Origin of the sequence: Embleya sp. NPDC050154, assembly GCF_044460165.1 — a bacterium.
Lineage (GTDB): Bacteria > Actinomycetota > Actinomycetes > Streptomycetales > Streptomycetaceae > Embleya.
Map to the genome: position 1 here is coordinate 134,506 of NZ_JBITJP010000021.1, position 23,060 is coordinate 157,565.

A 23,060-nucleotide genomic window follows, 5' to 3' on the forward strand; every position below is an offset into this window, starting at 1 on the left:
GGCCGGGAACTCCGGACGGCCCCCGCGACTGTCGTCGCGGGGGCCGCCCGGAGTTTCGGTGTTGCTCGTGCTATCGCGTCAGCTGATCGAGAGGGTCAGCGTGGCGGTGTAGGTGCCGACCGCCTGGTACGCCGGGACGGCGAGGGAGAGGTCGGCGTCGGCGGCGAAGGTACCGCCGGTGACGGGCGCCGCCGGAGCGGACGCCAGCGTGGCGCCGGTGCCGATCGGGCCGGCACTACCGGGCACCGCGACACTGGGCGAGCCCGGGCCCGCGGCGACCTTCGGGGTCCAGGTGAACTTGTCGGCGCCGATCTTGCCGCCGGTGCCGTTGGTGAAGTCGGACACCGAGCCGGTGAGGGTCCACCCGGTGTTGCCGCTGCGGAAGTCCTTCACGGTCACGGTGTTCAGCGCGCCGGTCATGTTCTGCGCCTGGCCGTTGATCGTGATGTCCGACAGCTTGATCGCGCCGGCTTCCTGGGAGATGGTCAGGCCGCCGGCCACCACGTTGCCGGTCACGGTCTGGTCCAGGCTCGCGCCGGGGACGGTGATGCGGAACGGAGTGGTGATCGCGGTGGTGTCGTCGGTGCCCTCGGTCACGTAGATCGAGGCGATCGACGGGTCGCTCGCGACGAAGTCCGGGATGGTGAAGGTGCCGTCGGCGGCCGAGTCGGCGTACGCGGCCGTCTCGTCCAGCACGTAGCCCGAAGCGGTCTGGCCGCGCGCGATGATGGTCAGGTTCGGGGTGAAGTTCTTCCCGGTGACCTTGACCGTGGTGCCCACCGGACCACTGGCCGGGTCGAGGCTGATCTGCCGCGCGGTGGCGGTGATCTTGATCGGGGCGAGCGCCTCGGAGGCACCGACCTTGACCTTGATCTTGTAGTCGCCCGCGGCCACCGTGGCGATCGTGCTCACGTTGCCGGTGAGCGCGCCGTCGGCCACCGCGAGGGTGTTGCCGGGCGCGATCTTGGCCGCGTCGCACGCCGCGCCGGCGGCGTCGCACAGCTCGACCGACGGGGTGCCGGCCGGCCAGTGCGCACCGGTCAGTGCGATCGGCGCGCCGGCGGCGGCCTCGGCCGGACCGGACAGCGTGGCCGGCTCCTGCGAGGTGCCTTCGACCTTGAGGGTGCGCGAGACCGCGACCGGGGTCACCGGCGTGCAGTCGGTCGGCACCTTCAGGCCCAGGGCCGTGGTGAAGGTCGAGTAGATGTCCGGGGTCAGGGCGACGTCACCGGGCGTGGTCAGGGTGAACTTGCCGGTGCCGTCACTGACCTTGAGGTCCTGGCCGGGCAGGGCCTCCGGGTTGTCCTGCGGCCCGATCACCTTGAAGTTGCCGCTCTGGGCACCGGAGAGCTTCACCGTGCCGTCGAGGTAGGTCGAGTTCGCGGGCACCTTGCCGATCACCGGAATGGTCGGCGGGGCCTTCGGGAACACCGTCCAGTGCCACTTGACCGTGACCTCTTCACCCACGGCGTACGTGGGCTTGTCCGGCGTGACCTGCAGATCCATCTGGACCTGACCGTTGGGCAGGTTCGGCGAGTACTTGTTGACACAGTGCGTCGTGTAGTCGACCGGGACCGCCTGGGCGGACGGTGCGAGGACCACGAGACCGCCGGCGGTCGCGACGGCGACGACGGCTGTCGAGGCGAGCAGCCTGCGTGGAGCGATTCTTCGCATTCGGGACACTATTCTCCTCGCGGGGATGGGAATATGCCTACTGCCACGGTGGAGCGGCATCGCGCGATCCCGGAATTCTGCGGCCTCCGCCCTCTCGGAGCGTGGCGGGCCGCCGGTCGGAATGCGACGGATGCGGTAGCGGTCGGCAATAGATGGTCCGACACCGTATTCATCCGTTAATTGCTGACGAAGTCAATGACTATTCCGAGGCGATCCAGGTGTCACGTGTCAACATGATCGACTTGCCGCGCGGCAAGGGAAGCGGAATGCGATCGTCCCCTCCCGGACCCCGGTATCGGGCACAACGAAGGCCGCCGTCCCCAGGGACGGCGGCCTCCGGTCGAGCCCTTCGGATATACGTCAGCCCGTCACGGTGAACGGGGTCGACGCGTTGCGGTCGGAGTGGAAGGTCTCCGACGCGATGATGCCGGTGGTGTTCGACTTCGTGATCAGGATCCAGATGCTGAAGTCGCCGTTGGCGTTCGCCCAGGCGCCGGCCCAGTCACTGGTCTTGGAGTTGCCCGCCAGACCGTTGACGTTGACCCACGCGAGCGAGCCGTAGCCGTGCCCGGTGACCAGGACGAACGTGCACGGGTCGCCGGACGTCTTGTTCAGCTCCAGCCAGCGGCGCTGCACGGTGACCGAGGTCAGCGCGCTGTTGCTGCCGTCGCTGAGCTTGAGCTTGTAGGTGCCCTCGCCCACGTTTCCGGCGATCGTCACGTTGCCGGCGAGCGTGCCGTCGGCGGCGATGGTGATCGGGCCCGAGCTGATCCGGGCGGCGCTGCACGCGGAGCCGTCGGCCGCGCACAGCGACGCGGCGGCGGAGCCGTTCGGGGTCCAGTTGTTGCCGGACACCGCGACCGAGCCACCGGCGTGCGTGGTCGCGGGCGACGCCGACAGGGTGGCCGGCAGGGCCGCGCCGATGGTGAACGGCACGGCGAAGCCGGTCGTCTCGTCGACGCCCTCGGTGATCCAGACCGCGGTGATGCTCGGGTCGCTCACCACGAAGTCCGGGATGGTGATCGTGCCGTCGGCGGCCGAGTCGGCGTACGCGGCCGTCTCGTCCAGCACGTAGCCCGTCGCGGTCTGGCCGCGCGCGATGACGGTCAGGTTCGGGTTGAAGTTCTTGCCGGTCACCGAGACGACGGTGCCCACGGGGCCCCGGTTGGGGCTGAGCGTGGCCTGTCGGGCGACCGCGTTGATCTTGACCGCGGCGACCGCCTCGCCGGCGCCGACCTTGACCTTGAGCTTGTAGTTGCCGGTCGGCACGGTGGCGACGGTGTTGATGTTGCCGGACAGCGCGCCGTTGGCCACCACCAGGCTGTTCGCCGCGATCTTGCTCGCGTCGCACGCGGCGCCGTTCGCGTCGCACAACTGCACCGACGGGGTGCCCGCGGCCCAGTTGTTGCCGGCCAGCGCGACCTGGGCGCCGGCGTTGAACTCACCGGGGTTCGCGCTCAGGGTGGGCGCCCCCTGCGAGGGGCCGTCCACGGTGAGGGTGCGCGACACCGAGATGGGGTTGATCGGCGAGCACTTGGTCTCGACCGTCTGCCCGACCGCAGTGGTCCACGTCGAGTAGATGTCCGGGGTCAGGTTGACCTGGCCGGCCTGGGTCAGTGTGAGGTTGCCGACCGGGTTGCTCAGGATCAGGTCCTGGCCGGGCAGCGCCTCGGGGTTGATCTTCGGTCCCTGGATGGCGAAGTTGCCGGTCTGCGCGCCCGTCAACTTCACCGTACCGACCGGATAGGTCGAGTCCTTCGGCACCTTGCCGACGACCGGGATCGACGTGGGGGCCTTGGGGTACAGCTTCCACTGCCACTCGACCGAGACGACATCGCCCACCTGGTAGCTGCTCTTGGCAGGGGTGACCACCAGGTCGATCTTGACCTGGCCGTCCGGCGGCGTCGAGTACGGGTTGGTGCAGTGCGTCGCGTAGTCGACGGTGTCGGCTTGCGCGGCGGGGGCGAGGACGAGGGCGCCGGTGCTCGCGATGGCGCCGACGGCCGCGGCCGCGATCAGCCTGCGCGGAGCGATTCTTCGCATTCGGGACACGTTTCTCCTAGCCGGGTGGGAGGTGCCTGGTGGTGCGGGAGAGTCCGCTTCCCCCGCGTACGCCCGGAGGGCGACATTTCGTCGCCCACTACGGCCGTCGCCCGTCGGCGACGGGTGTCGGGAGTGTTGGCCGAGTGGCTGGGTGAAAAGGCCGGGATGGCGAACTCCGAACGTTGCTGGTCCGCCCGAACATCTAGCGAATAAAGGCGCAGGAAGCAATGCGTAAAACGTGGCGATCTTGGTGTCACGTGTCACCATGATCAACTTTGATAAACCTGCTCCGGCCTTCTGTTTCTGAGCTTGACCGAGTCAATAGGAACCGCGATCGATTCATGATCGCTGCCCGATGGATTCATCTACAAAACCGTATTGACTTCTTCCGCTTGCGCAGTTTCACTTTGGCTGTGCCGGAGGGCCCCGGCGTGGGGAAGAAGCGGGCCCGCCCCGGATCCCGATAACACCGTCGTGCCGTCCGGTTCGTACCGCGTCGGCCGACCCTTCGGGATGCCCGCCGGTTGCTCCACCGTTTTCGCCTGCGGCGTGCAGGCCGGGAAGAACGTGCGCCATCACCAGGTCCTCGGAAGCGATGAAAAGGAGCTCCACCATGTCTCGTACCAAGCTCGCAAGCGCCGGTATCGCCTGCTCGGCCGCCGCCTTCGCCGCGGTCATGGCGCTGTCCGGCACCGCGAACGCGGTTCCCGATTCGCGCAGCGTGAACCTCACCTGCAAGGACAGCACGGGTACCACGTGGGTCACCGGCGGCACTGGAACCCTCACCTCCAGTGACCCGGGCGGCACGGCGGCGCAGAAGATGAAGCTCGTCTCGCCGATGACCGCGCCGATCGCGATCCCGGCGAACTCGCTGACCACCACCATCCGCACCATCCAGACCGGCGCGGGTGCGGGCACCGTTCGTGACTTCACCGGCACCGTGAACCTGCCGATGAACATCGGAAACCAGATCAACCTGGGCCCGGTTTCCGGGACTTCGCGGCTTGCTGCGGGCACCACCGTGCGCCTGCAGGACACTTCGGCCGCCGCGCCGAGCGCCACGAACTGGTCGGTGAAGATCAACACGAGCATCTCCGGCTCCCCGGTGGAGATCTGGTGTGCCGGCAAGCAGGACGCGGCTTCGGGCGACTACACGTTCTGATCGATCCCGGACCGGACCCTGCCCGTGCAGGAGGGTCCGATCAGGATTCGATGATCAGGATTCGATGACGTCTCGCGCCTGCCCGGGCGGCCTCGTGCCGCCCGGGCAGGCGTACGCATGTCCGGGTATCGGTGACGCGAGCCGGTGGGGGCACAAGGGCGTGGCCCGGCGAGCGGGCTTTTCCGCCGTTCGAGGTATTCCCGATGATTCGGGTCGGAGGGCCGGGGCGGCATTCTTTATCGGTGTCACGTGTCACCAAGATCGAATCAGATAAAGCCGGCCCGATAATCGCCTTTCGATTCTTTCCCGGATTCCCGGGAACGGAAACCGTTTTACTTCGCCGGCCGTACGGTTCGTGTCGAGTCGGCCGAAAGGGCCCGTGCGAGTGGTGGAGCGGGCCGGTCATCGGTCTCGGCGCGGTCGGTGACGGTGGCCGTATCGGCCGCATTCCCCGCCTACGCGGGCCGAAGCCGTGGTGCGGGCCGGGTCTTCGAAACCGACGCGCAGGAAGCCTCTCCAGGGCTCCCGCCGCCGCTCGGTACAGCGGGTGTGACCACCGCGTTCGCGGCAACCGCAGCAGCTTGGCCACCGTGCCGGACGCATCGAACCGGCCGGTGTGGATCGCATTGCGCCCGAACGGGCCACGGTCCTGCCCTGCGGCGCGGGTGGATCGGACTCCGGGGCGGACGACCTTCGCCCGCCGAGCGGCTCGGGCCCGGAAAATTGCACCGGAACCATCGATTTCGCTTTCCTTCGCGGATTGGTTTCCGTGCGTCTCTCCGGACGTGCCGCGTCCCGCGGGACGTTTGTTTTACCGAGAATTCGGGACGCAATACTCACGTTACGTAATCACGCCTGTATAGTGACGCGTGTCACCATGATCAAAGATATGCATTTGGTGATCATGAGGATTGAAGGCGCTCTGTCGGTCGATATGGTTGGAAGCTTCTCGAAGATCACTCGGCTTTGTAAACGTGGACATTAGGCATTGACTTCTTTTCTTTCTCCCGCTTCACTCTCCCTGTGCCGGAAGGCCCGATGCAGAAGCAATCCGGGCCCTTCGCGGTTTGGCTTGCGTCGCCGTTCCCGTCGATGTCGAGATACCGGCCGGCAGTACCAGCGTCTTGCCTGCTTCAGGGCACTCGGGCAAGCACGTCTTCATTCGGAAAGCCGTGAAAGGAGCACCACCCCTCATGTCTCGTTCCAAAGCTGCAACGGTTGGCATCGCCTGTACGGCGGGTGCCTTCGCGGCCGTGATGGCCATGTCCGGTACTGCCAACGCCGCTCCGCCGGAGTCGCGCGGGGTGCACCTGACCTGTGTCGACATCAACTCGGGTATCACGTACTCGACGAACGGCGCGGGCACCCTCTCCTCGAGCGACCCGGGTTCGCCGAACCCGCAGAAGATGAAGCTCACTTCGTCGATCACGGCGCCGCTCAACATCCCGGCGAACTCGCTGACCACCACGATCCGGATGACGGGCGGCGTCACGTTCTCCGGGACGGCCAACCTGCCGATGAACGCGGGCAACCCGATCACGCTCGGCCCGGTTCCCGCCGCCGCGCGTATCGCGGGCGGGACCAGCATCATCCTGCTGGACACCTCCGCCGCCGCCCCCAGCGCGACGAACTACTCGGTGCGCATCCAGGCGACCTTCGCCGGGACCGCGGCCGACATTCGTTGCGCCGGCAAGCAGGACACCGTTCCGCCCGCCACCGGCCCGACCCCCTTCACCTTCTGATCCGCCCGGCTCTCGACCAGGGAGCCGGAACGCTCGGATCCTTGCGCCACGGGCCCGTCGCGGCGACCTTCGGGTCGCCGCGACGGGCGTTTCCTGATCCTGTCCGCGGACAATTCCGAACGATCGGTCGATCCCCTGCCTCGGCCGGTCCGGTGAAAGGGCCCGTCGTGAAACGCACCAAGCTCGCCACCGTCACCGTCACGTGCGCCGCAGGCACCCTGGCCGCCGTGGCCGCGCTGTCCACCTCCGCCTACGCCATTCCGCCGGAAGCGCGGTCCATCACGATCGCTTGCCAAGACTCGAGCGGCGCGCTCTTTCCCGGCGTCACATCGATCACCGGGGCGCTGACGTCGAGTCAGTCCAGCCCCACACTGCCGCAGAAGATGAAGGCGAACCTGCCCGTCAGCAACCCCGTGCCCGTGCCGCCCAATTCGGCCGCGATCGTGATTCGCGTCGTGCAGACCAGCGGCGGGGGCTCGGGCGTGGGGACGGTGTTCGACTTTGCGGGGACGACCCATCCGTTCTGGGGGCCCGTGCCGATGGTCCTGGGACCGCTCGCGGCTCCCTCGGTGATTCCGGCCGGTACCACGGCTCGGTTCAAGGACACCACCGGCGCTCCGCCGAGCGCCACGAATTGGTCGATCAAGATCCGGAACCCGGTCCCCGGGACCGGGAACGACATCTACTGCAACGGCAAGCAGCCCAACGGGTCAGCGGATTTCAGCTTCTGAGTCGAGCGTCGTCCGGTTCAGCCGAGCGTCGTCCGGAACCCACACGCGTCGGCCCCGGTACCCGAATCGGGTACCGGGGCCGACGCGTGCGTGCCGTGCGCTACTTCACGGTGATGCCCGCCATGCCGAGCTTGTCGAACTTGAAGCTCGTGTCGATCTCGACCGCCGTGATTCCGGTGGTCTTCTTGCTGGTGACCAGGATCCACGAGGAGAACCTGCCGTTGCGGTCGGTCCACGCGACGCCGAAGTTGAAGGTCGGCTTCGCACCCTCGACGCCCGCGAGGGCGATCGGCGTGTTCGGGGTGAAGTTCTCACCGGAGACCTTCACGAACGTCCACGGGCGCACGGTGCTCTTGCTCAGCGTCACCTTGCGCTGGACCACCGGGACGTCGGCCTTCTTGACGGTCAGCGGCGTGGACGCGCTGCGGGCGCCGTCGGTGACCTGCACGCTGTACGCGCCGTCCGCGGTGCCGGGGGCGACCGTCACGCCGCCGGAGAGCACGCCGTCGGCGCCGATCCGCAGGCTGTTCGCGGAGATGCCCGCCGGGTTGCACGCGGTGCCGTCCGCGGCGCACAGGGACGGCGTGGCGGTACCGCCCTTGGTCCAGTTGGTACCGGAGAGCACGGTCTCCTTGCCGGCCTCCACGGTGCCCGGGGACGCGCTGAGGGTGGCCGTCTCGGGCGTGCTCTGCACGGTGATGCTCTGCGCGACGCCGGAGCCGCCGGTGACCGCGCACGGCGTGGTGAAGTTGCCGTACGGCGTCACCGTGGCGGTGGTGGTCTTGGTCGGGGTCAGGTCGACCGTGCCGGACGCGGTGGCCGGGACCTGGAGCTTGACCGTGAACGGCGGGCTCTGGATCGGCGTGTTCGCCGGGATGTCGATCGTGGTCTGGGCCCCGGTCAGGGTGACCGAGCCGGTGGCCCCGCCGGAGAGGGCGAAGTCGATCGACGGCGTCATCTTGATGCCGTTGAGCGCGGCCGGGCTGGTGGCCGGGCTCGGGCCGAGGGTGATCGTGAGGTCGATCGTCTCGCCGGGCTTGGCGGTGGTCGGGCCGTCCACGGTCACCGACATCGGCCCGGTCTTCTCGCCCTGGCCGAGCGGCAGCGAACACGTGACGGTCGGCGTCGCGGTGCCGGCGAGGGCGGCGGGGGCGCCGGCGAGGAGTCCGGTGATCGCCAGGGTGCCGACGCCGAGCCCGGCGGCCAGGCGCATGGTGCGTTGCTTCATCCGGTGCTGCTCCCTGTCCTGCGTTCCTTGCCGGCGGCGGGCGTTGGCGTCGCGTCGGCGGCATGGGGGCGGATATGCGCGTGCTAAGTGGAACGTGTTACAGAAGTGGGACGGGTCACATTGATGCGCCTTCGTCCGACGAAGTCAAGAGCCGTGATCGGCCCATGTGACCGGCGAGTACATCTTCGCCAGAGCGCTGACCTGCACTGACACGTGTCGTTTCGAAGCGGTGGAACAAGTTCCACTTTGTTGCGACGCGCGGCCGGTTCGCCACGTCGCGCGGCCGGCCCACGGGAATGCGAACGGGGCGCCCACCGCCACCTCGGAAGGTGTCGGTGAGCGCCCCGAGCAGGGCTGAGGCGCCGTCAGGAGACGGTGAGCGTCAGGGTTCCCGTGTAGGTGCCGGCCGCCTGGTACGCCGGGATCGCGAGCGACAGGCCCGCGTCCGCCGTGAACACGCCACCGGTCTTGTGCGCCGGGTCCGAGGACGCCGCCGCGCTGCACAGCAGGCCGCCGTTGACCGTACCCGCGGACCCCGTCACGACCGGGCTCGCCGAGTTCGGGTCCAACACGGCACACCGAGGCGTCCAGGACAGCGCCGAGGCGGGCAGCGAGAAGCCGCCATCCGCCTTGAGGTCCGAGACGGAGCCGGTGAGTTGCCAGCCCAGCGTGCCCTTGCGGGCGTCGGTGACGGTGACCGTGTTCAGACTGCCCGTCATCGTCTGGTCCCGGTTCGCGAACGGAACGTCCGCGAGCACGACACCGTTTCCGGCCTGGGTCATCGACAGCGTGCCCGGCTCCTCGCCGGGACCGCCGCCACCCTCGAAGGTGAACGCGGCGAGCGCCATCTTGTTGCGGTCGCTCTTCTCGGACGCCCGGATCTGGGTGGTTCCGGGCTTGGTCACCGTCAGATCGACGGCGAACGTGCCGTCCGTGACCGCGGTGGTCTCGACCGTGTCGCCGGTCGCCGCGAGGTTGCCGTCCAGGGTCTCCAGCACGACGGGCGCGCCGGGGGTGAAGTTCTTCCCCGTCACGTGCGCCTTGGTGCCCGAGGGGCCCTTGTCCGGTGTCGCGGTGATCGCGCGTGGCAGTACGACCGCCGAGGTGACCGTGATCGGCGCGGTCAGCGAGGTGATCCCGACGGTGACCTTGACCAGGTAGTTGCCCGGCGCGACGTTCGCGCCGAGGGTGGCCTGGGCGGTGAGTGCTCCGCCCTGCGCCACCGAGCCGGACCCCGCGCCGAACCCGGAGCCGGTGCAGTTCGAACCGTCCTCCGCGCACAACTGGATCTGCGGATTGCCCTGGCCGGTAGGCCAGTTCGCCCCGGAGAGCTTGGCTACGTCGCCCGGCTCGAGCAGGTTCCGATCCACGATCAGGGTCGCCTGGGCCGGGGCGCCCACCGCGATCGAGTGCGAGGCCGCCGGAGTACCGGTGGGCGCGCCGCTCGACGAGATGGTGATGACCTTCAGGCCGTATCCGGCAGGCGCCAGATCGATCCGACCCGCCTTGGTGATCTTGAGGCTGCCCTTCATGTCGCCGACCTCGAGCACCTTGCCGCCCTGCGACGCCGGGTTGCCCTTGGGGCCGGTGACCTGCACGTCGCCGGTCTGGGCGCCGGAGATCTTGACGGTGCCGCTGGGCGTCACCGTGTCCTTGAGCGCGACGACCCAGCTCGAGGGGTTGCGGGGATAGCCGATCCACTTCCACTCGACGGTGACCTCGTCACCGATCTCATACCACGGCTTGGCCGGGGTCACCGAGAGCGCGACCTCGGGCTCCCAGTCGAAGACCGGGCCGTTTCCCCAGGCCGGGGTGTACCGCACGCCGTACTTGACCGGCTCGGAGTGCCGCAGCGCGTCCTTGGCGACCGAGATCGGCACCAGGACGGACGCCGTGCCCGAGCCGATCCTGACCTGACGAACGGCATCCGGCACATTCGCCGCCACCTTGACCTTGCCCGCCAGCTTTCCGGAGGCGTCGACGGTGAGGGTGGATCCCGACGCCCCTTCCGCCGCACAGGCGTTGCCTTCTCGATCGCACAGTTGCACCGTGACGCCGCTCGCGCCGATCGGCCAGTTCTCGCCGGTCACGTCGATGGTCGAGCCGGGACGGGCGATGTTTCGATCGAACGTCGCCGTCGGTGCCTTGACCGCGCCGTCGACCTTGAGCGTGGTGCCCACGCCGGGCGTGCCGTTGGGCGTACACGGCGTGTCCCAACTGCCGAACATGTTCGCGGTGCTGGTGTAGCCGCCGGGAGAGAGGTTGAGCTCGCCCGGCTTGGTGATCTTGAGCTTGCCGGTCATGGTCGACAGCCACAACTTCTCGCCACCGGGGGTCTGCGCGTTCTTCTGCGGACCCTCCATGGCGATCTCGCCGCCCTGCGCGCCGGTGACCAGGACCTTGCCGCGCGGCTTGACCGCGTCCGCGTTCACGGTCACCGAGGACGGGTTCTTCGCCGCGTCCTTCCAGGTCCAGGAGACGGTGACCTCGTCGCCCACGTTGTATCTCGGCTTCACCGGATCGACGGTGAGGTCGACCTGGGCGTCGAAGTCGAACGGACCGCCACCGATGCTCGGCGGTACGCAGTGCACGTTGTACGTCACAGGAGCCGCGTTCGCGGACTGTGCCCCCGCGCCCACGCCCAGGGCACCGGCCACGAGGGCGGTACCGAGTACGCCGGCCATGCGCTTGCTGCGGAATCCGGACCCAGTACTTTCCCTGGTTCTTGGTCTGAGCATGTGGTGCTGTCCCTCCTCGGGATGCCTGCCTGGCCCGCCGGGGGAGCGGGCAGTCGAACACCACACCGGGACCGGTCCGCCGCCGTCGGTGACCCGCGCGGCGCGGGGCGGTCGATTCGGTGCCGTGCGCCGATTCGACGTCGGCGGGGCGACACCCGACCCCGCTGTCGTCACCCGGTCGTTCCTACTGATGAAACCTGTTCCAGAAATCAGCGCCTCCCATTGAGCCCGGGGGCGTTTGCGAAGTCAACAGCGGAACGCGATCCGGCGGCAACGATTTGTATGCGGATTCGACGGGCGGGAAAGGGCGTCGGGACGGCCGGCGCGCGGCGCCCGAACGCGGCGGGCGCCCCGTGCCGACGCACCGATCCACCGTCACGGGATCCGCCCCGGTGACACGCGGACGCCCTCCTCGCGCGCGGCGAGGAGGGCGTCCCGGTTCGGTGCGGCGACTCAGCTCAGACTGAGCGTCAGGTTCCCGGTATAGGTGTCGGAGCGCGCGCCGTTCGGGAGCGACAGACTCAGCAGCGCGTTGGCCTCGAACGCGCCGCCGGTGACGGCGCCGGTGCTCGGGTTCTGCCGGCACAACACCTCGGCGCTGCCGCCGACCGTGCCGGGGATGCCGGTGCCGACGGTGGCGGGCGGGCCCTCGACGGTCGTGCAGGCCGGGATCCACGCGAGTCGCTGCGCGGGCACGATCTCGCCGCCCTGGCCGACGAAGTCGCTGACCTGGGCGGTCAGCGTCCAGCCGAGCGTGCTGCCGCGTCGATCCTCGATGGACACCGGGTTCAGCCGGCCCTCCAATCGCTGTGCGTCGCCGTTGGGTTGGAACTGCGGCATGGTCACGCCGGCCTGGTCCTGGCGCATGAACAGCGGTCCGGCCACGGCGTTCACCGGCGTCTGCGGCACCTGAGCGGCGGCCGGTGGGAGCGCGGGGATGCTCGGCGGCGGGGGTGGCACGGTCCCGCCGGTGGTGGGACCGGGCGTCGTGCCCGCTCCGCCGAGCGTGGGATCGCCGACGGTGCCCGCGGTCGGGTCGGTGGTGCCGCCGGTCGGCGGCGCGGTGGTGGGCGTGCCGCCCGGATTCGTACCGGTGTTGCCGCCCGCTCCGGTACCGGACGAGCCGCCGTTGCCCGAACCGCCGCCGGCCGATGGGCCCGGCGTCTGCGACAGGCCGACCTGGATGCTCGCCGACACGGGCAGGCGATCCGGGTGCACCGGCGTGCAGGGGGAGTCCCGAAACGCGAACTGCTTGAGCACGTAAGCGCCGGGGGCGAGGTCGATCCGCCCCTCCGTCGCGATGGTGAACCGTCCGGTCAGGTCCGCGACCGGGAGTGGCTGGGAGCCGCCGACCCCCGGGTGCTTCGCGGGGCCGGTGAGCGCGATGTCCCCGACCTGGGCGTTGGAGAGCTTGACCGTGGCGTTCGGCGTCTCGACATCGGGGAGCACGCCGGTCCACGTCCACGGGTTGCGCGGCGGCGTGGCCCAGTGCCAGGTGACGGTCACCTCCTCGCCGACCTTGTACGTGCCCTGCCTCGGCGGTGACACCGACAGCTCGATCCTCGGCTTCCAGGTGAAGTCGGGACCGCCCAGGAGCGGAGGCCGGCAACTCACCTCGTGCTCCACGGGCGCCGCCTGGGCCCCGGGTGCGACCGCCGTGAGACCCGCCGCGCCGGCGACGAGCACGCCCGCCCCCAGCATCGCGAACAGCCTCCTGCGGGGTGGAACCATGCGCGGGACGCTCCCTTCCTGTCGGACCCCGGTCCGTCGGGATCTCGGGGTGGCCTGAAACGTGTTCCATAAATGGGCCAAATGCCCATTGATTCCGCTCGCCTGACGTGGTGTCAAGGGATCCCGTGCGGCTGTGACGGGGTTCGCGGGGCGTGGGTACGCAGCGTCGTCGTCGACACGGCCGAGTGTCACGGTCGCGGCGACGGGCCGATCACCCGCGTTCCATACGGATCTCGACACGGCAAGGCCCATCCGGGCGGAACGGATCGTTCCGCCCGAATGAGACCGAAAACCGTCCGGTTCGGTGACGTCGCACCGGAACCTTTCGCCGGGAAACGGGACATGCCACCGCGACACACGGTGATAGCACGCCAACTTTCGGTTGCACACGTGTCACCCGGGCAGTGCGCCGGCTTGCGATCCGAAGTCGTGTCAGGCTTGCCGCGCTCCAGCAGACCCGTACGTGCCGCTCCACCCGGCGCGCCCTCCCGCGCGCCGTGACACCCACCCCGGGAAGAGGAATCAGCATGCGTGCTTCGGTCCAGGCAAAGGCGCTCGTGGCGGCGGGAATGTTGGCCGCCACCGTCGGATTCGCCGCTCCCGCGTCCGCGGGTACGGCCGGTGTCAACGACAACTGGCAGACGTGTGACGGACCCAGGACGTTCGCACCCGACGGCGGCACGCTCGGTACGGCGTGTCTGGCCAAGGTCGGCAGCACGCTCCAGGCGTCGACCTACATCGATTTCAACAGTGCGACGCCGACCGGCTGGACGCAGTGCGGTGTCCTCTACAGCCTGTCCAAGCGCGCGGCCGGGGGCGGTTGGGTGTCCATCGGTGGGGAGTACGTCGACTGCCTCACCGCCGCCACGGCGGGCACGGCCATCCTGAGGTCCGACACCGAACCACTCGCGCCCGGGGAGTACCGGGTGTCCATGGGCATCCTCGGTGTGTACAACGGGCAAGTGCTCCAGGCGCAGATCCCGCTGGCCGAGACGGCGGCGGTGACCGTCTCGTAGTCGACATCGACGCGGGCCGAACGGAACTCCGGGCTAATCAGTCCGGAGTTTCCGTGTTTGTGGGGCCCTTCGGGAATCACTTGTACTTGACACGTGTCGAGTTTGTGGTGACCTGTCAACCGTCTTGTCGACACAGTGATTTCGCAGGTCCGCGCGATATGGAACCGTGTCCGACGGATGCAGATTTTCTGCTTTTCGCTGTTGTCCGCTCATGCCACTTGTCGTACCGTCACCCGAAGATCTGACGTGACATCAAGTACTGGAACAGTCTCGATGTCTCCCGGACGCGCCAAGGGAAGCCCCCTCCAGGGAACGCGAGGCGTGTCCCACCGGTGCTTGCGTGGTCCGGTTTCCCGCCCGGTCCGCGCCTCGAAAGGGGGAAGTCGGGTGTGGCGACCGCGTGTACCCGATGCGTCGGGGCGCGTGCCGGGTCGGTGCAGGCCGACACGCCGGACCGGCCCTGCTGAGCGCGCGTCGCTCCGGCCGTTCCGATCAGGACTTCTCGACGAGCAAGAAATCCCCCCGAAGGGAGAACCACCGTATGGGCAGGCCCATTAAGCGAACCGCAGGCGGCTTGGCGGCGTTCGCCGTCATGGCGGGCGGCATGCTCGCGTTCGCGCCGCAGGCCGGCGCGGCCCCCGTCAACACGACGGTGAAATGCGACTTCAGCGACCCCACGGTCAGAGCGGCCATGGGTGAGGACAAGACGGGCCCCCAGCCGTTCACGGTCACCGGTCCGGCCACCGGCGAGGCGGGCAAGTCGATCAAGCTGACCATCGACCCGGGAGTGAGCCCGGCATCCTCGCCGCTGGGCACCAAGGTCAAGATCACCCCGACGGTCACGTTCACCGCGAAGTACGAAGGCGGGTCCGCGACGGTGACCGCCGTGGGCGCGACCGCCACCCTGGACCTCGTGGCCAACGTCGGCATCGACGTGCCCTCGTTCCAGGCCAACGTCTCGGTGCCGCAGAAGGCATCCGGGAAGGTGGACCTGCTCCCCAAGGGCTTCGCCCTGAAGATCGAGGTCCTCAACCCGGAACTGACCCTGAACGTGCCCTGCGCCATCACCGACACCAGTCCTCCGGTGGCCTACTCGGTGACCGTGCCGGCCGCGAGCACGACCGGGGGGAGCACCAGCTCGGGCTCCACCACCTCGGGTTCGACGACCTCGGGCTCCACCACCTCGGGTTCCACGACGTCGGGTTCCACCACCACGTCGGGGACCACCACGTCGGGTACGACTACCGGTTCGGGCACGCTGCCCAAGACCGGTCCGCTGGACGACGCGCTTTCCATGGGCCTGCTCGGCGGCACCGTCGGTCTGCTCGGCATCGGCGGCGTACTGCTCGCCACCCGTCGGGTCCGGGCCTCGCGCAACGCCTGATCGATCGCTGGGGACGGTCGGCCTTCGCTGTTGGGAGGCCGACCGCGCCGCTTGCCGGCGGCTATTGACTATGCGGCGCGATCGCGCGTGAATGGCACGCCAGAATCTGTAACAGGTTTCAATTCGCAGCACACGATCCGTGTCCCGCTCGGGCTCGACGGACAGTGAGACGGCCGCCTCGGCCGCGTGCAACGGATCTCGAGCGAGGCGACCGCCCCAGGCAAGGCACCGGAGCGCCGGGCCCACGGTAGTGCGACGCTCCTCGGCACTCGCTCCGGTGTGGTGTTCGACCGCCCCGCCCCCCGGCGACCGGTGGTAACCCCCTGAAGGGAGCAGCACCACAATGTTCAAACCCAGCAAGAAGGTTGTCGCGTCGCTTGGCGTCGCGATGATCGCGGGTACCGCAGGGCTGGTCGCGGGCGCGCCGATGGCGTCCGCCGCCTCGGTCAATCCGGACCTGACCTGCACCGAGCCGATCCTGAACTGGAACAAGTCCGGTAAGCAGACGTTCGATGTCGCGCTCACGCCGAACACCGGCAACGCGCCGGCCACCGTGCAGGCCAAGATCGACGCGGGCGAGAACCCGCTGCGGCCGGACGACCCGTTCACCAACATCGGCTTCGTCGGCAAGTACACCTTCGCGTTGAGCACCGGTGGCGAAGTAACGCTGACCGCACCGCAGTTCCAGGCGGACATCGGTCCCACACAGGGGATCAACCCGCCCGAGTTCACCGCCGACCTGGCCATTCCCCAGGCCGCGCCGGGAACCACGATCGAGCTGACGCTCAAGACGTTCGCACTCGACGTCTACCTGGAAGGCATGCCGGACCCGATCACCACGGCCACCTGCCAGGTGACCGGCAGCAACGGAGTCGCCGCGTCCTACAAGGTCGCCGAAGCCCCGCCGCTCGACCCGACCCTGACCACCACACCCGGACAGGTAAAGCCCGGCGGCTCCCTCACCGTCGCCGGTACGAACTGGCCGGCCGGTACGCCCACCGTCGAACTGTGCGACTCGACCGGCAACGCGTGCGACGCGACCAAGGTCACCGGGGCGCTCACCGTCACCGGTGGCGCGCTCGCCGGTACCGCGACGATCGGCGCGACCGTCGCGGACGGCTCGTACCAGCTCAAGGTCACCGTCGGCGACAAGTCCAAGACCTCGAACGTGACGGTCAAGGCGGACGTGCCGAGCAACCCGCGCAAGCTCACCCTGAACCCGACACACGGGCCGGTCGGCACCGAGGTCACGGTCAACGGTGAGGGTTACACGCCCGGTGCCGACGTGTACGTGATCCCGACCAACGCCGCCCAGCAGCCGGACGTTCCCGGCCTGGTGATGGCGAAGGCGGGCACCGACGGCAAGTTCACCGCCAAGGTCAAGGTCAACAAGGCCGACACCACGCTGATCGCGGCGTCCGAGGACACCAGCGGCACGCTGTCCGCGGGTGCCCCGTTCACGGTCGACGGCGCACCGCCGGTCGGCTCGCTCAAGCAGGACCTCACCGGCACGATCGCCGGCGGCGCCCTGACGATCTCTCAGGAGAACGGCGGGATCAAGCTTTCCGACGTGACCCTGAACGGCACCCAGCAGAACATGACCGGCGCGCTGAACACGGTGACGGTCAAGGACTACCGGGGCGGCGCCACGGGCTGGACGCTGACCGGTGCGGTGACCGACTTCGGCAATGGCGCGGGCGGCACCATCCCGGCGGACAAGTTCTCCTGGACGCCGAAGGTCACCCCGGGCGAGGGATCGCCGAGCCAGGCGGTGGCCGGTAGCGCGGGCCCGATCGGCAAGACCGGCGCCACGCTGGCATCCGCGCCCAACGCGGACGTCACCGGTGGCACGTTCGCTGCCGACGCGGGTCTGTCCCTGGCGGTTCCGGCCTACCAGGCGCCCGGTAACTACAGCGCGACGCTCACGCTCTCCATCTCCTGACCGAAATCTCCGACCGGACCCGTCCGGCGCGGAGACCTCGAACGGCCTCGACACCGGGGGCTCGTGCGCCGCGGAAAACCATCCGTGGCGCACGGTCCGCCGGAGCGGGCCGCTGCGGATCGACGCAGAGCGGAGGGTGGGGCGGGCAGCCGGCCCGTCCCGCCCACACCGCACCCGCCCGATCCGCGCCCGCATCACCCAGGCACACAGCGCGGGCCCTTCGGATCCGCTCCCGAAGCCGGCCCTTTCGATCCGCAGCACACAGACTCGCTGGAGACACCGATGACGGGCACCCCGGCCCCACACAGCCGCCGGCAAGGCGGACGTATCCGATCCCTGGCCACCGTGTTCGCGGTGCTGGCCACGCTGTTCGCGTCCCTGACGCTGGTCGCGCCGACCCCCGCGTCGGCCGCGGGCAACGGCGAGTGGTCGGTCGATCCGTACGTGCCCGACGGCACGAGCCAGAACGCTCGTCGCTACTTCTTTCTCGAAGGCGCCGCCGGCACCACCGTCCCGGACGTGGTGACGGTGCACAACACGAGCCAGGCGCCGCTCACCATGAAGCTGTTCGGCGCGGACGCGTACAACACGCCGCGCGACGGCGGCTTCGCGCTGCGCACGGTCACCGACAAGCAGAAGGACGTCGGTACCTGGATCCAGGTGGCGCCGGAGAACCAGACGCTGACCCTCCAGCCGGGAGAAAAGCGCCAGGTCCCGTTCAACATCGTGATCCCGCCGAACGCGACCCCCGGTGACCACCCCGGTGCCGTGGTCGCGCTCAACACCGCGATCGAGGGCACCCAGCAGCAGGGCCAGATCAAGGTCAACATCCAGCGCCAGATCGGCGCCCGGGTCTACCTGCGGGTGCAGGGCGACGCGTTGCCGGCGATGGACATCCAAAAGGTCGAGGTCGAACGGGACGCGGGCTTCGGGCAGTTCTTCGGCTCCAGCGACGCGAAGATCACCTACCGCATCATCAACCGGGGCAACGTGATCCTGCGCCCCAAGTTCGATCTGAAGGCCGAGGGGCTGTTCGGGCGCAAGCTGATGAGCAAGGTCGAGGAGGGCGCCGAGATCCTGCCGGGCTCGACCGTGGAGAAGGTCGTGGAGTGGAAGGACGCTCCGCGACTGGACCACGTCACGGTCAAGGTCGACGGCAAGGTCGCGGACCAGAACGTCAAGGACGACGCGAGCGCGTCGTACACGGCCGTGCCGTGGCCCAGCCTGGTCACCCTGGCCGCGCTCCTGCTGGTCGCCGGCGTCGGCTGGGGCCTGTGGCGCAACCGTCGCAAGGGCAAGGGCGGCGACCCGGCCAAGCCGGGTGGCCCGGTCGGTCCCACCGACGACACCACCGTGCTGCCGCCGATCCCGGCTGCGGCCGCGCCCGCCGGCGAGACCGTCGCGGAGCACGCGGAGACCGCCGGGGAACCCGAGACCGAGACCGAGTCGACGGTCGAGGAGCCGGTGCCGGCCGAGCCCGCCAAGGCGGCGGTGGCGGCGGAGACTTCCGGGGAGTCCGAGCGGGCCGAGGCGGAGAGCGAGACGCCGGCCGAGGTCGCCGAGGCCGATGCCGAGCCGGTCGTGATCGAGAAGGGCACGAAGGCCGAGCCGACCGTGGGGGAGTCGACCGCAGGGGAGTCGACCGAGGCCGCGGCGACCGTGGAGAAGCCGGCCGAGGCCACGGCGGGCGAGGGCGACGAGGCGGACGGCAACGCCGTCGAGGAGAAGCGGGCCGACGAGGCCGGCGTGTCGGGTGGGGTTGCCGCCGAGCAAACTCCTGCCATGGACAAGCCCGTTGAGGAAGTGCCCGACGTCGCGGACGCCACGTCCGAGCCGGCCGCGCCCGATGCGAAGCCCGCCGCCGAGCCGGCCACCGAAACCACCGCCGGCGCCGCCACCGAAGCCGCACCCGCCAAGAAGGCCGTCAAGCGCCCGAAGGGCAAGCAGCCGCCGGCGCGCCCTCGCACGGACGCGCCGGCCGCCGAGGACTCCGCCGATTCCGCGGGGGTCGGCCGTTGATCATGGGCAACCGGGTCAGTCACGCAGTTCGGGTCGGCCGCACGCGCGGTACCGCTCTCGCGCTGATCGCCGTGCTGTTGCTGGGGCTGGTTGCCCTCGGCGGCACGGCGCCCGCGCGTGCGGCGGACCCCGCGCCGGGCGCGGGACCGAGCGCGTCGATCGACCCGGGCAAGGTCGCGGCCGGGGACAAGGTCTCGGTCGTCGGCGGCGACTGGACCCCCGGTTCCCTGCTCCAGGCGAGCATCTGCGGGGAGAACGGCCTGCGCGGCACGGTCAACTGCGCGGCGGCCAGTGCCGCGAGCGGCACCGTGGACGCGGGCGGCAACGTCGCGATCACCCTGACCGCCGCCATCCCGCCGTCCCCGTGCCCGTGTGTGGTCCGGATCGCGGTGATCATGAACGGCCCGGCCAAGGACGCGAGCGTGCCGCTGGAGATCGACGGAGCGCCGTACGCCCCGCTGCCGCAGACGGTCAAGACACCCGGTCGACTCGTCTTCATCGACAGCCACATGGCCGGCGAGGACTCGATCTTCACGTGGTTCGGCTCGCCCGTGCAGCGCCGGTTCCGGATCGAGGTGGGCAACATGGGTCAGCAGCCCATCATCAACCCGACCTTCCGGATCGGCTTCTACCAAGGGGTCTACGCCCCGACGTGGGAAGACTACGAGTCGCACATCGTCATCCCGCCGGGCAAGCGCACCACGATCTCGCTCCCGGTGGAACTGAAACCCCGTCAGCACGGCACCTTCAGTTGGCGGGTGATGTACGACAACCAGGTCGTGGACGAACAGGCCCTGGAGGTCGGTCGTCCGTGGGGTGTCTACATCTTCGGCGCGCTCCTGGTGATCGTGGTGCCGGTGACGGCGTGGCGGCTGTTCCTGCGGATCGTCGAACTCATCGGCGAGCAGCGGGCCCGCCGTGCCGGCGAGCGCGAGCGCGAAGTCGGCCTGGCCGAACCGCCGTCGCGCCTGACCAGGGGTGACAAGAACCGCAAGTCCGGCGAGGACAAGGCGGATGACGGTACGTCGGAACCCAGGACGGCCAATCGACGCCCGTCCGAAGTCGGCGCCGAACCGGTCGACCTGAGCAAGCGGCCGATCCGTTCGATGGTCGAGACGATGGTGATCGGCGGTCCGCTGTACGCGGGTTCCGAGGCGGGCGAGGACGATCATCCGCGCGCCGGCGACTCCGGGGGGCCGCAGCGATGACCAGGCGACCCGGCAAGGGGCTCGGCGCCCTGATCGCGACGACCGCGGTGGTCGGCACCGTGCTCGGGTTCTATTACGGCCCCGGCGGCGGCGAGTTCGGGCCGTCGCACACCAACGTCACCGATCAGGCCGGCCCGAGCGGCGGCGGCACCTTCCGGCCCGCCCCCACCGGCGCCGGCGAACCCACGAACTCTCCTCCACCGAGCGACGATTCGACCGGCCCGGAGGTGTCCGGCAGCGGATCCGGGTCCACCTCCGGTGGGAGCGACGGCGGCGGATCCACCTCCGGCGGGGGAGACCTGGACTGGGACACCAGGATCGAGCAACCTCGGTCCCCGGCCCGGGTGGACGGCAACATCAACCCGGGCGTCCTGGCCGTCAGTACACCGAGCACCGGACAGAGCCGGCTCACCGTGGATCGGGTCAGCGGCACCGCCAGGGGCGCGCTGAATCCGATGCTCGTGCAGGACTTTCGCGGGTCGCGCAACGGGTGGACCCTCACCGGCGCGATGTCCGACTTCCGGGCGGAGAACGGAACCCGGATCGAGGCACACAACCTCGTCTGGGATCCGTACTGCACGCCACACCCGGGACGCGGCCCGTATCCCAGCTCGGCGAAACCCGGTAACCGGGCGCAGTCGAGCCGCACGGCGACCCTGTGCTCGACATCGTCATCACCGAGTGTCACGGGGGGTGAGTTCGACGTCGGTGCGGAGCTGACCCTGCGGCTGCCGGACCGGAACACGTCGGCCGAGAGCTACTCGGCGACCTTGACGCTCACGCTCAGCTGACCGAAACGACGGGGTGGGTCCCGCCCCGACGAAGGGAGCACAACCTGATGAGCAAGGCCAAGACAAGACTCGCCACAGCCGCGATCGGCGGCATGCTGGTGGCCGGTGGCACCGGCATGGTCGTGCTGGCACCGGCCGCGCAGGCGGCCGACTCGGTCAAGGTCAACATGACCTGCCAGATTCCGTACCCGCCCGGTTCCCCGGACGTCACCGCCGACTTCAACATCGCGATGGAGGTGCCCACCGGCAAGACCGCGCCGGGCGGTGAGGCCACGGTCAAGATGACCATGGGCGCGACCCCCGTCAACGGGCCGGTCAGTCTGCCGGACCCGGTGGACTTCACCGCGACGTTCGACGCCAAGGCGTCGGGGGGTTCGACCCAGACCACGAAGATCGTGGGCGAGAGCGGCAAGATCCAGGTCACCGAGGGGCAGCCGATCACGCTTCCCCCGTTCAACGCGAAGATCAAGGTGCCGTCCGACGCCACCGGCGACATCGACATCACGCCGACCAAGCTGGTCCTGAACGCGGCCGGTGCCATCGACGTGCCGTGCACCGTGAACGGCACTCCGAAGCTGGGCACCATCAAGGTCGACGCGGGCGGGACCCCGCCGCCGTCCTCCCCGCCGCCGTCGTCCCGGCCGCCGACCTCGCAGCCGCCGACCTCGCAGCCCCCCACCACCGAGCCGCCCGGCACCCAGGGGCCGCCGAACGGCAAGGAGGTGAACGTCGACTACGCGTGCAAGACCAAGGTCGAGGACTTCCCGGTCAACATCCCGGACACGACCGCGACCTACGGCGTCACCATCACCGTCCCCAGCACGGCCAAGAAGGGTGACAAGGTCGACATCTCGGCCAAGTTCAAGGACAACCTGGTCGGCAAGGCACCGGCGGGCCTGCCCGGCAGCAACATCGACCTCAAGTTCATCCCCACGTTCACCATCGACGTGGAGGAAGGGTCGAACAAGAGGTCTCTGGACCTGACCGGCCCGGAGAAGGCGCTCAAGGTCAACTCGGGCGACCCGCTGACCCTGGACGGTCCGATCACCGGCAAGTTCGACGTGTGGGGCGGAGGCGACTTCTCCTTCAAGCCCGGTCAGCTGAAGATCTCCACCAACGCGTCCCTGGGCACCATCAAGGCCAGGTCCACCACGACCTGCACGGTGACCAACACGTCCGTGTCGGCCACCCTCAAGGCCAGCGGTGACCAGGGCACCCCGCCGCCCACCCTGACCCAGTCCCCCACGGGCAACGTCGGCAGCAACGGCGGCAGTTCCGGTGGCACCACCGGCGACCTCGCGAACACCGGCGCCTCCGGCGGCGGCATGACCGCGTTCGCGATGGCGGCCGGGACCGCGGTGCTCGGCGCGATCGCGCTGATGTTGTTCGTGCCCTACCGTCGGCGGATTCGCAACCAGGTCTGACATCGCGTCCGCGCGTGGCGCCGGCCGGGCGTCGCGCCGGGCACGATGAGCGGACCGGGTCGAACTCCACCCGGCAGCACGTGACGCGAAGGGTCCTCCAGTCGGTCCTCACCCGACCGGAGGGCCCTTCCGCCGTCTCGCGCCCCGGTCCACCGCGCCCGGGCGATGCCCGGCCCGATGCGCCGACTCCCGCCGCACCCGAACCCGCAATCCCGTAATAACGTCAC

At 69.5% G+C, this 23,060-nt stretch carries 15 protein-coding genes; 10 read left to right on the forward strand and 5 right to left on the reverse strand.

Annotated features, from left to right (window positions below):
• Window positions 1-78 precede the first annotated feature (78 nt).
• Window positions 79-1,674: a hypothetical protein gene (locus ACIBSV_RS35635; protein WP_395870554.1), complete on the reverse strand. Its 1,596-nt coding sequence runs from the start codon at window positions 1,672-1,674 to the stop codon at window positions 79-81.
• A gap of 360 nt (window positions 1,675-2,034) precedes the next feature.
• Window positions 2,035-3,717 (reverse strand): hypothetical protein, encoded by a 1,683-nt coding sequence (locus ACIBSV_RS35640; protein WP_395870556.1) that lies wholly within the window; start codon window positions 3,715-3,717, stop codon window positions 2,035-2,037.
• A gap of 613 nt (window positions 3,718-4,330) precedes the next feature.
• Between ACIBSV_RS35640 and ACIBSV_RS35645 the strand changes: the two genes are divergently transcribed.
• The 3 genes from ACIBSV_RS35645 (at window position 4,331) to ACIBSV_RS35655 (ending at window position 7,352) form a co-directional block, all read left to right on the forward strand.
• On the forward strand, window positions 4,331-4,879 hold the full coding sequence (locus ACIBSV_RS35645) for a hypothetical protein (protein ID WP_395870558.1): 549 nt from the start codon (window positions 4,331-4,333) through the stop codon (window positions 4,877-4,879).
• 1,262 nt (window positions 4,880-6,141) lie between these two features.
• Window positions 6,142-6,621 carry a hypothetical protein gene (locus ACIBSV_RS35650; protein ID WP_395870560.1) on the forward strand — a complete coding sequence of 160 codons (480 nt, stop codon included), beginning with the start codon at window positions 6,142-6,144 and terminating at the stop codon, window positions 6,619-6,621.
• A gap of 167 nt (window positions 6,622-6,788) precedes the next feature.
• A complete protein-coding gene (locus tag ACIBSV_RS35655) occupies window positions 6,789-7,352 on the forward strand; it encodes a hypothetical protein (protein ID WP_395870562.1) in 564 nt (187 codons plus the stop codon).
• A gap of 100 nt (window positions 7,353-7,452) precedes the next feature.
• Here ACIBSV_RS35655 and ACIBSV_RS35660 read toward each other — a convergent pair whose 3' ends face one another.
• The 3 genes from ACIBSV_RS35660 to ACIBSV_RS35670 all read right to left on the reverse strand — a co-directional run bounded on the left by ACIBSV_RS35660 (window position 7,453) and on the right by ACIBSV_RS35670 (window position 13,049).
• Window positions 7,453-8,580 carry a hypothetical protein gene (locus ACIBSV_RS35660; RefSeq protein WP_395870564.1) on the reverse strand — a complete coding sequence of 376 codons (1,128 nt, stop codon included), beginning with the start codon at window positions 8,578-8,580 and terminating at the stop codon, window positions 7,453-7,455.
• Window positions 8,581-8,945: 365 nt separating this feature from the next.
• Entirely contained in the window at window positions 8,946-11,318 is a 2,373-nt protein-coding gene (locus ACIBSV_RS35665; RefSeq protein WP_395870566.1) for a hypothetical protein, read from the reverse strand.
• Window positions 11,319-11,771: 453 nt separating this feature from the next.
• A complete protein-coding gene (locus ACIBSV_RS35670) occupies window positions 11,772-13,049 on the reverse strand; it encodes a hypothetical protein (protein ID WP_395870568.1) in 1,278 nt (425 codons plus the stop codon).
• 527 nt (window positions 13,050-13,576) lie between these two features.
• Here ACIBSV_RS35670 and ACIBSV_RS35675 point away from each other — a divergent pair.
• From ACIBSV_RS35675 to ACIBSV_RS35705, 7 genes are all read left to right on the forward strand, one after another.
• Entirely contained in the window at window positions 13,577-14,065 is a 489-nt protein-coding gene (locus tag ACIBSV_RS35675; RefSeq protein ID WP_395870570.1) for a hypothetical protein, read from the forward strand.
• A gap of 541 nt (window positions 14,066-14,606) precedes the next feature.
• Window positions 14,607-15,449 (forward strand): hypothetical protein, encoded by an 843-nt coding sequence (locus tag ACIBSV_RS35680; protein ID WP_395870572.1) that lies wholly within the window; start codon window positions 14,607-14,609, stop codon window positions 15,447-15,449.
• Between the two features lie 343 nt (window positions 15,450-15,792).
• Entirely contained in the window at window positions 15,793-17,391 is a 1,599-nt protein-coding gene (locus ACIBSV_RS35685) for a hypothetical protein (protein WP_395870574.1), read from the forward strand.
• A gap of 282 nt (window positions 17,392-17,673) precedes the next feature.
• Entirely contained in the window at window positions 17,674-19,410 is a 1,737-nt protein-coding gene (locus ACIBSV_RS35690) for a WxL protein peptidoglycan domain-containing protein (protein WP_395870576.1), read from the forward strand.
• Entirely contained in the window at window positions 19,407-20,618 is a 1,212-nt protein-coding gene (locus tag ACIBSV_RS35695; RefSeq protein ID WP_395870578.1) for a hypothetical protein, read from the forward strand. The genes ACIBSV_RS35690 and ACIBSV_RS35695 overlap by 4 nt, the downstream gene beginning before the upstream one ends.
• Window positions 20,615-21,409: a hypothetical protein gene (locus ACIBSV_RS35700; protein ID WP_395870580.1), complete on the forward strand. Its 795-nt coding sequence runs from the start codon at window positions 20,615-20,617 to the stop codon at window positions 21,407-21,409. The genes ACIBSV_RS35695 and ACIBSV_RS35700 overlap by 4 nt, the downstream gene beginning before the upstream one ends.
• A 47-nt stretch (window positions 21,410-21,456) precedes the next feature.
• Window positions 21,457-22,833: a hypothetical protein gene (locus ACIBSV_RS35705; RefSeq protein WP_395870582.1), complete on the forward strand. Its 1,377-nt coding sequence runs from the start codon at window positions 21,457-21,459 to the stop codon at window positions 22,831-22,833.
• The last annotated feature ends 227 nt before the right edge of the window (window positions 22,834-23,060 follow it).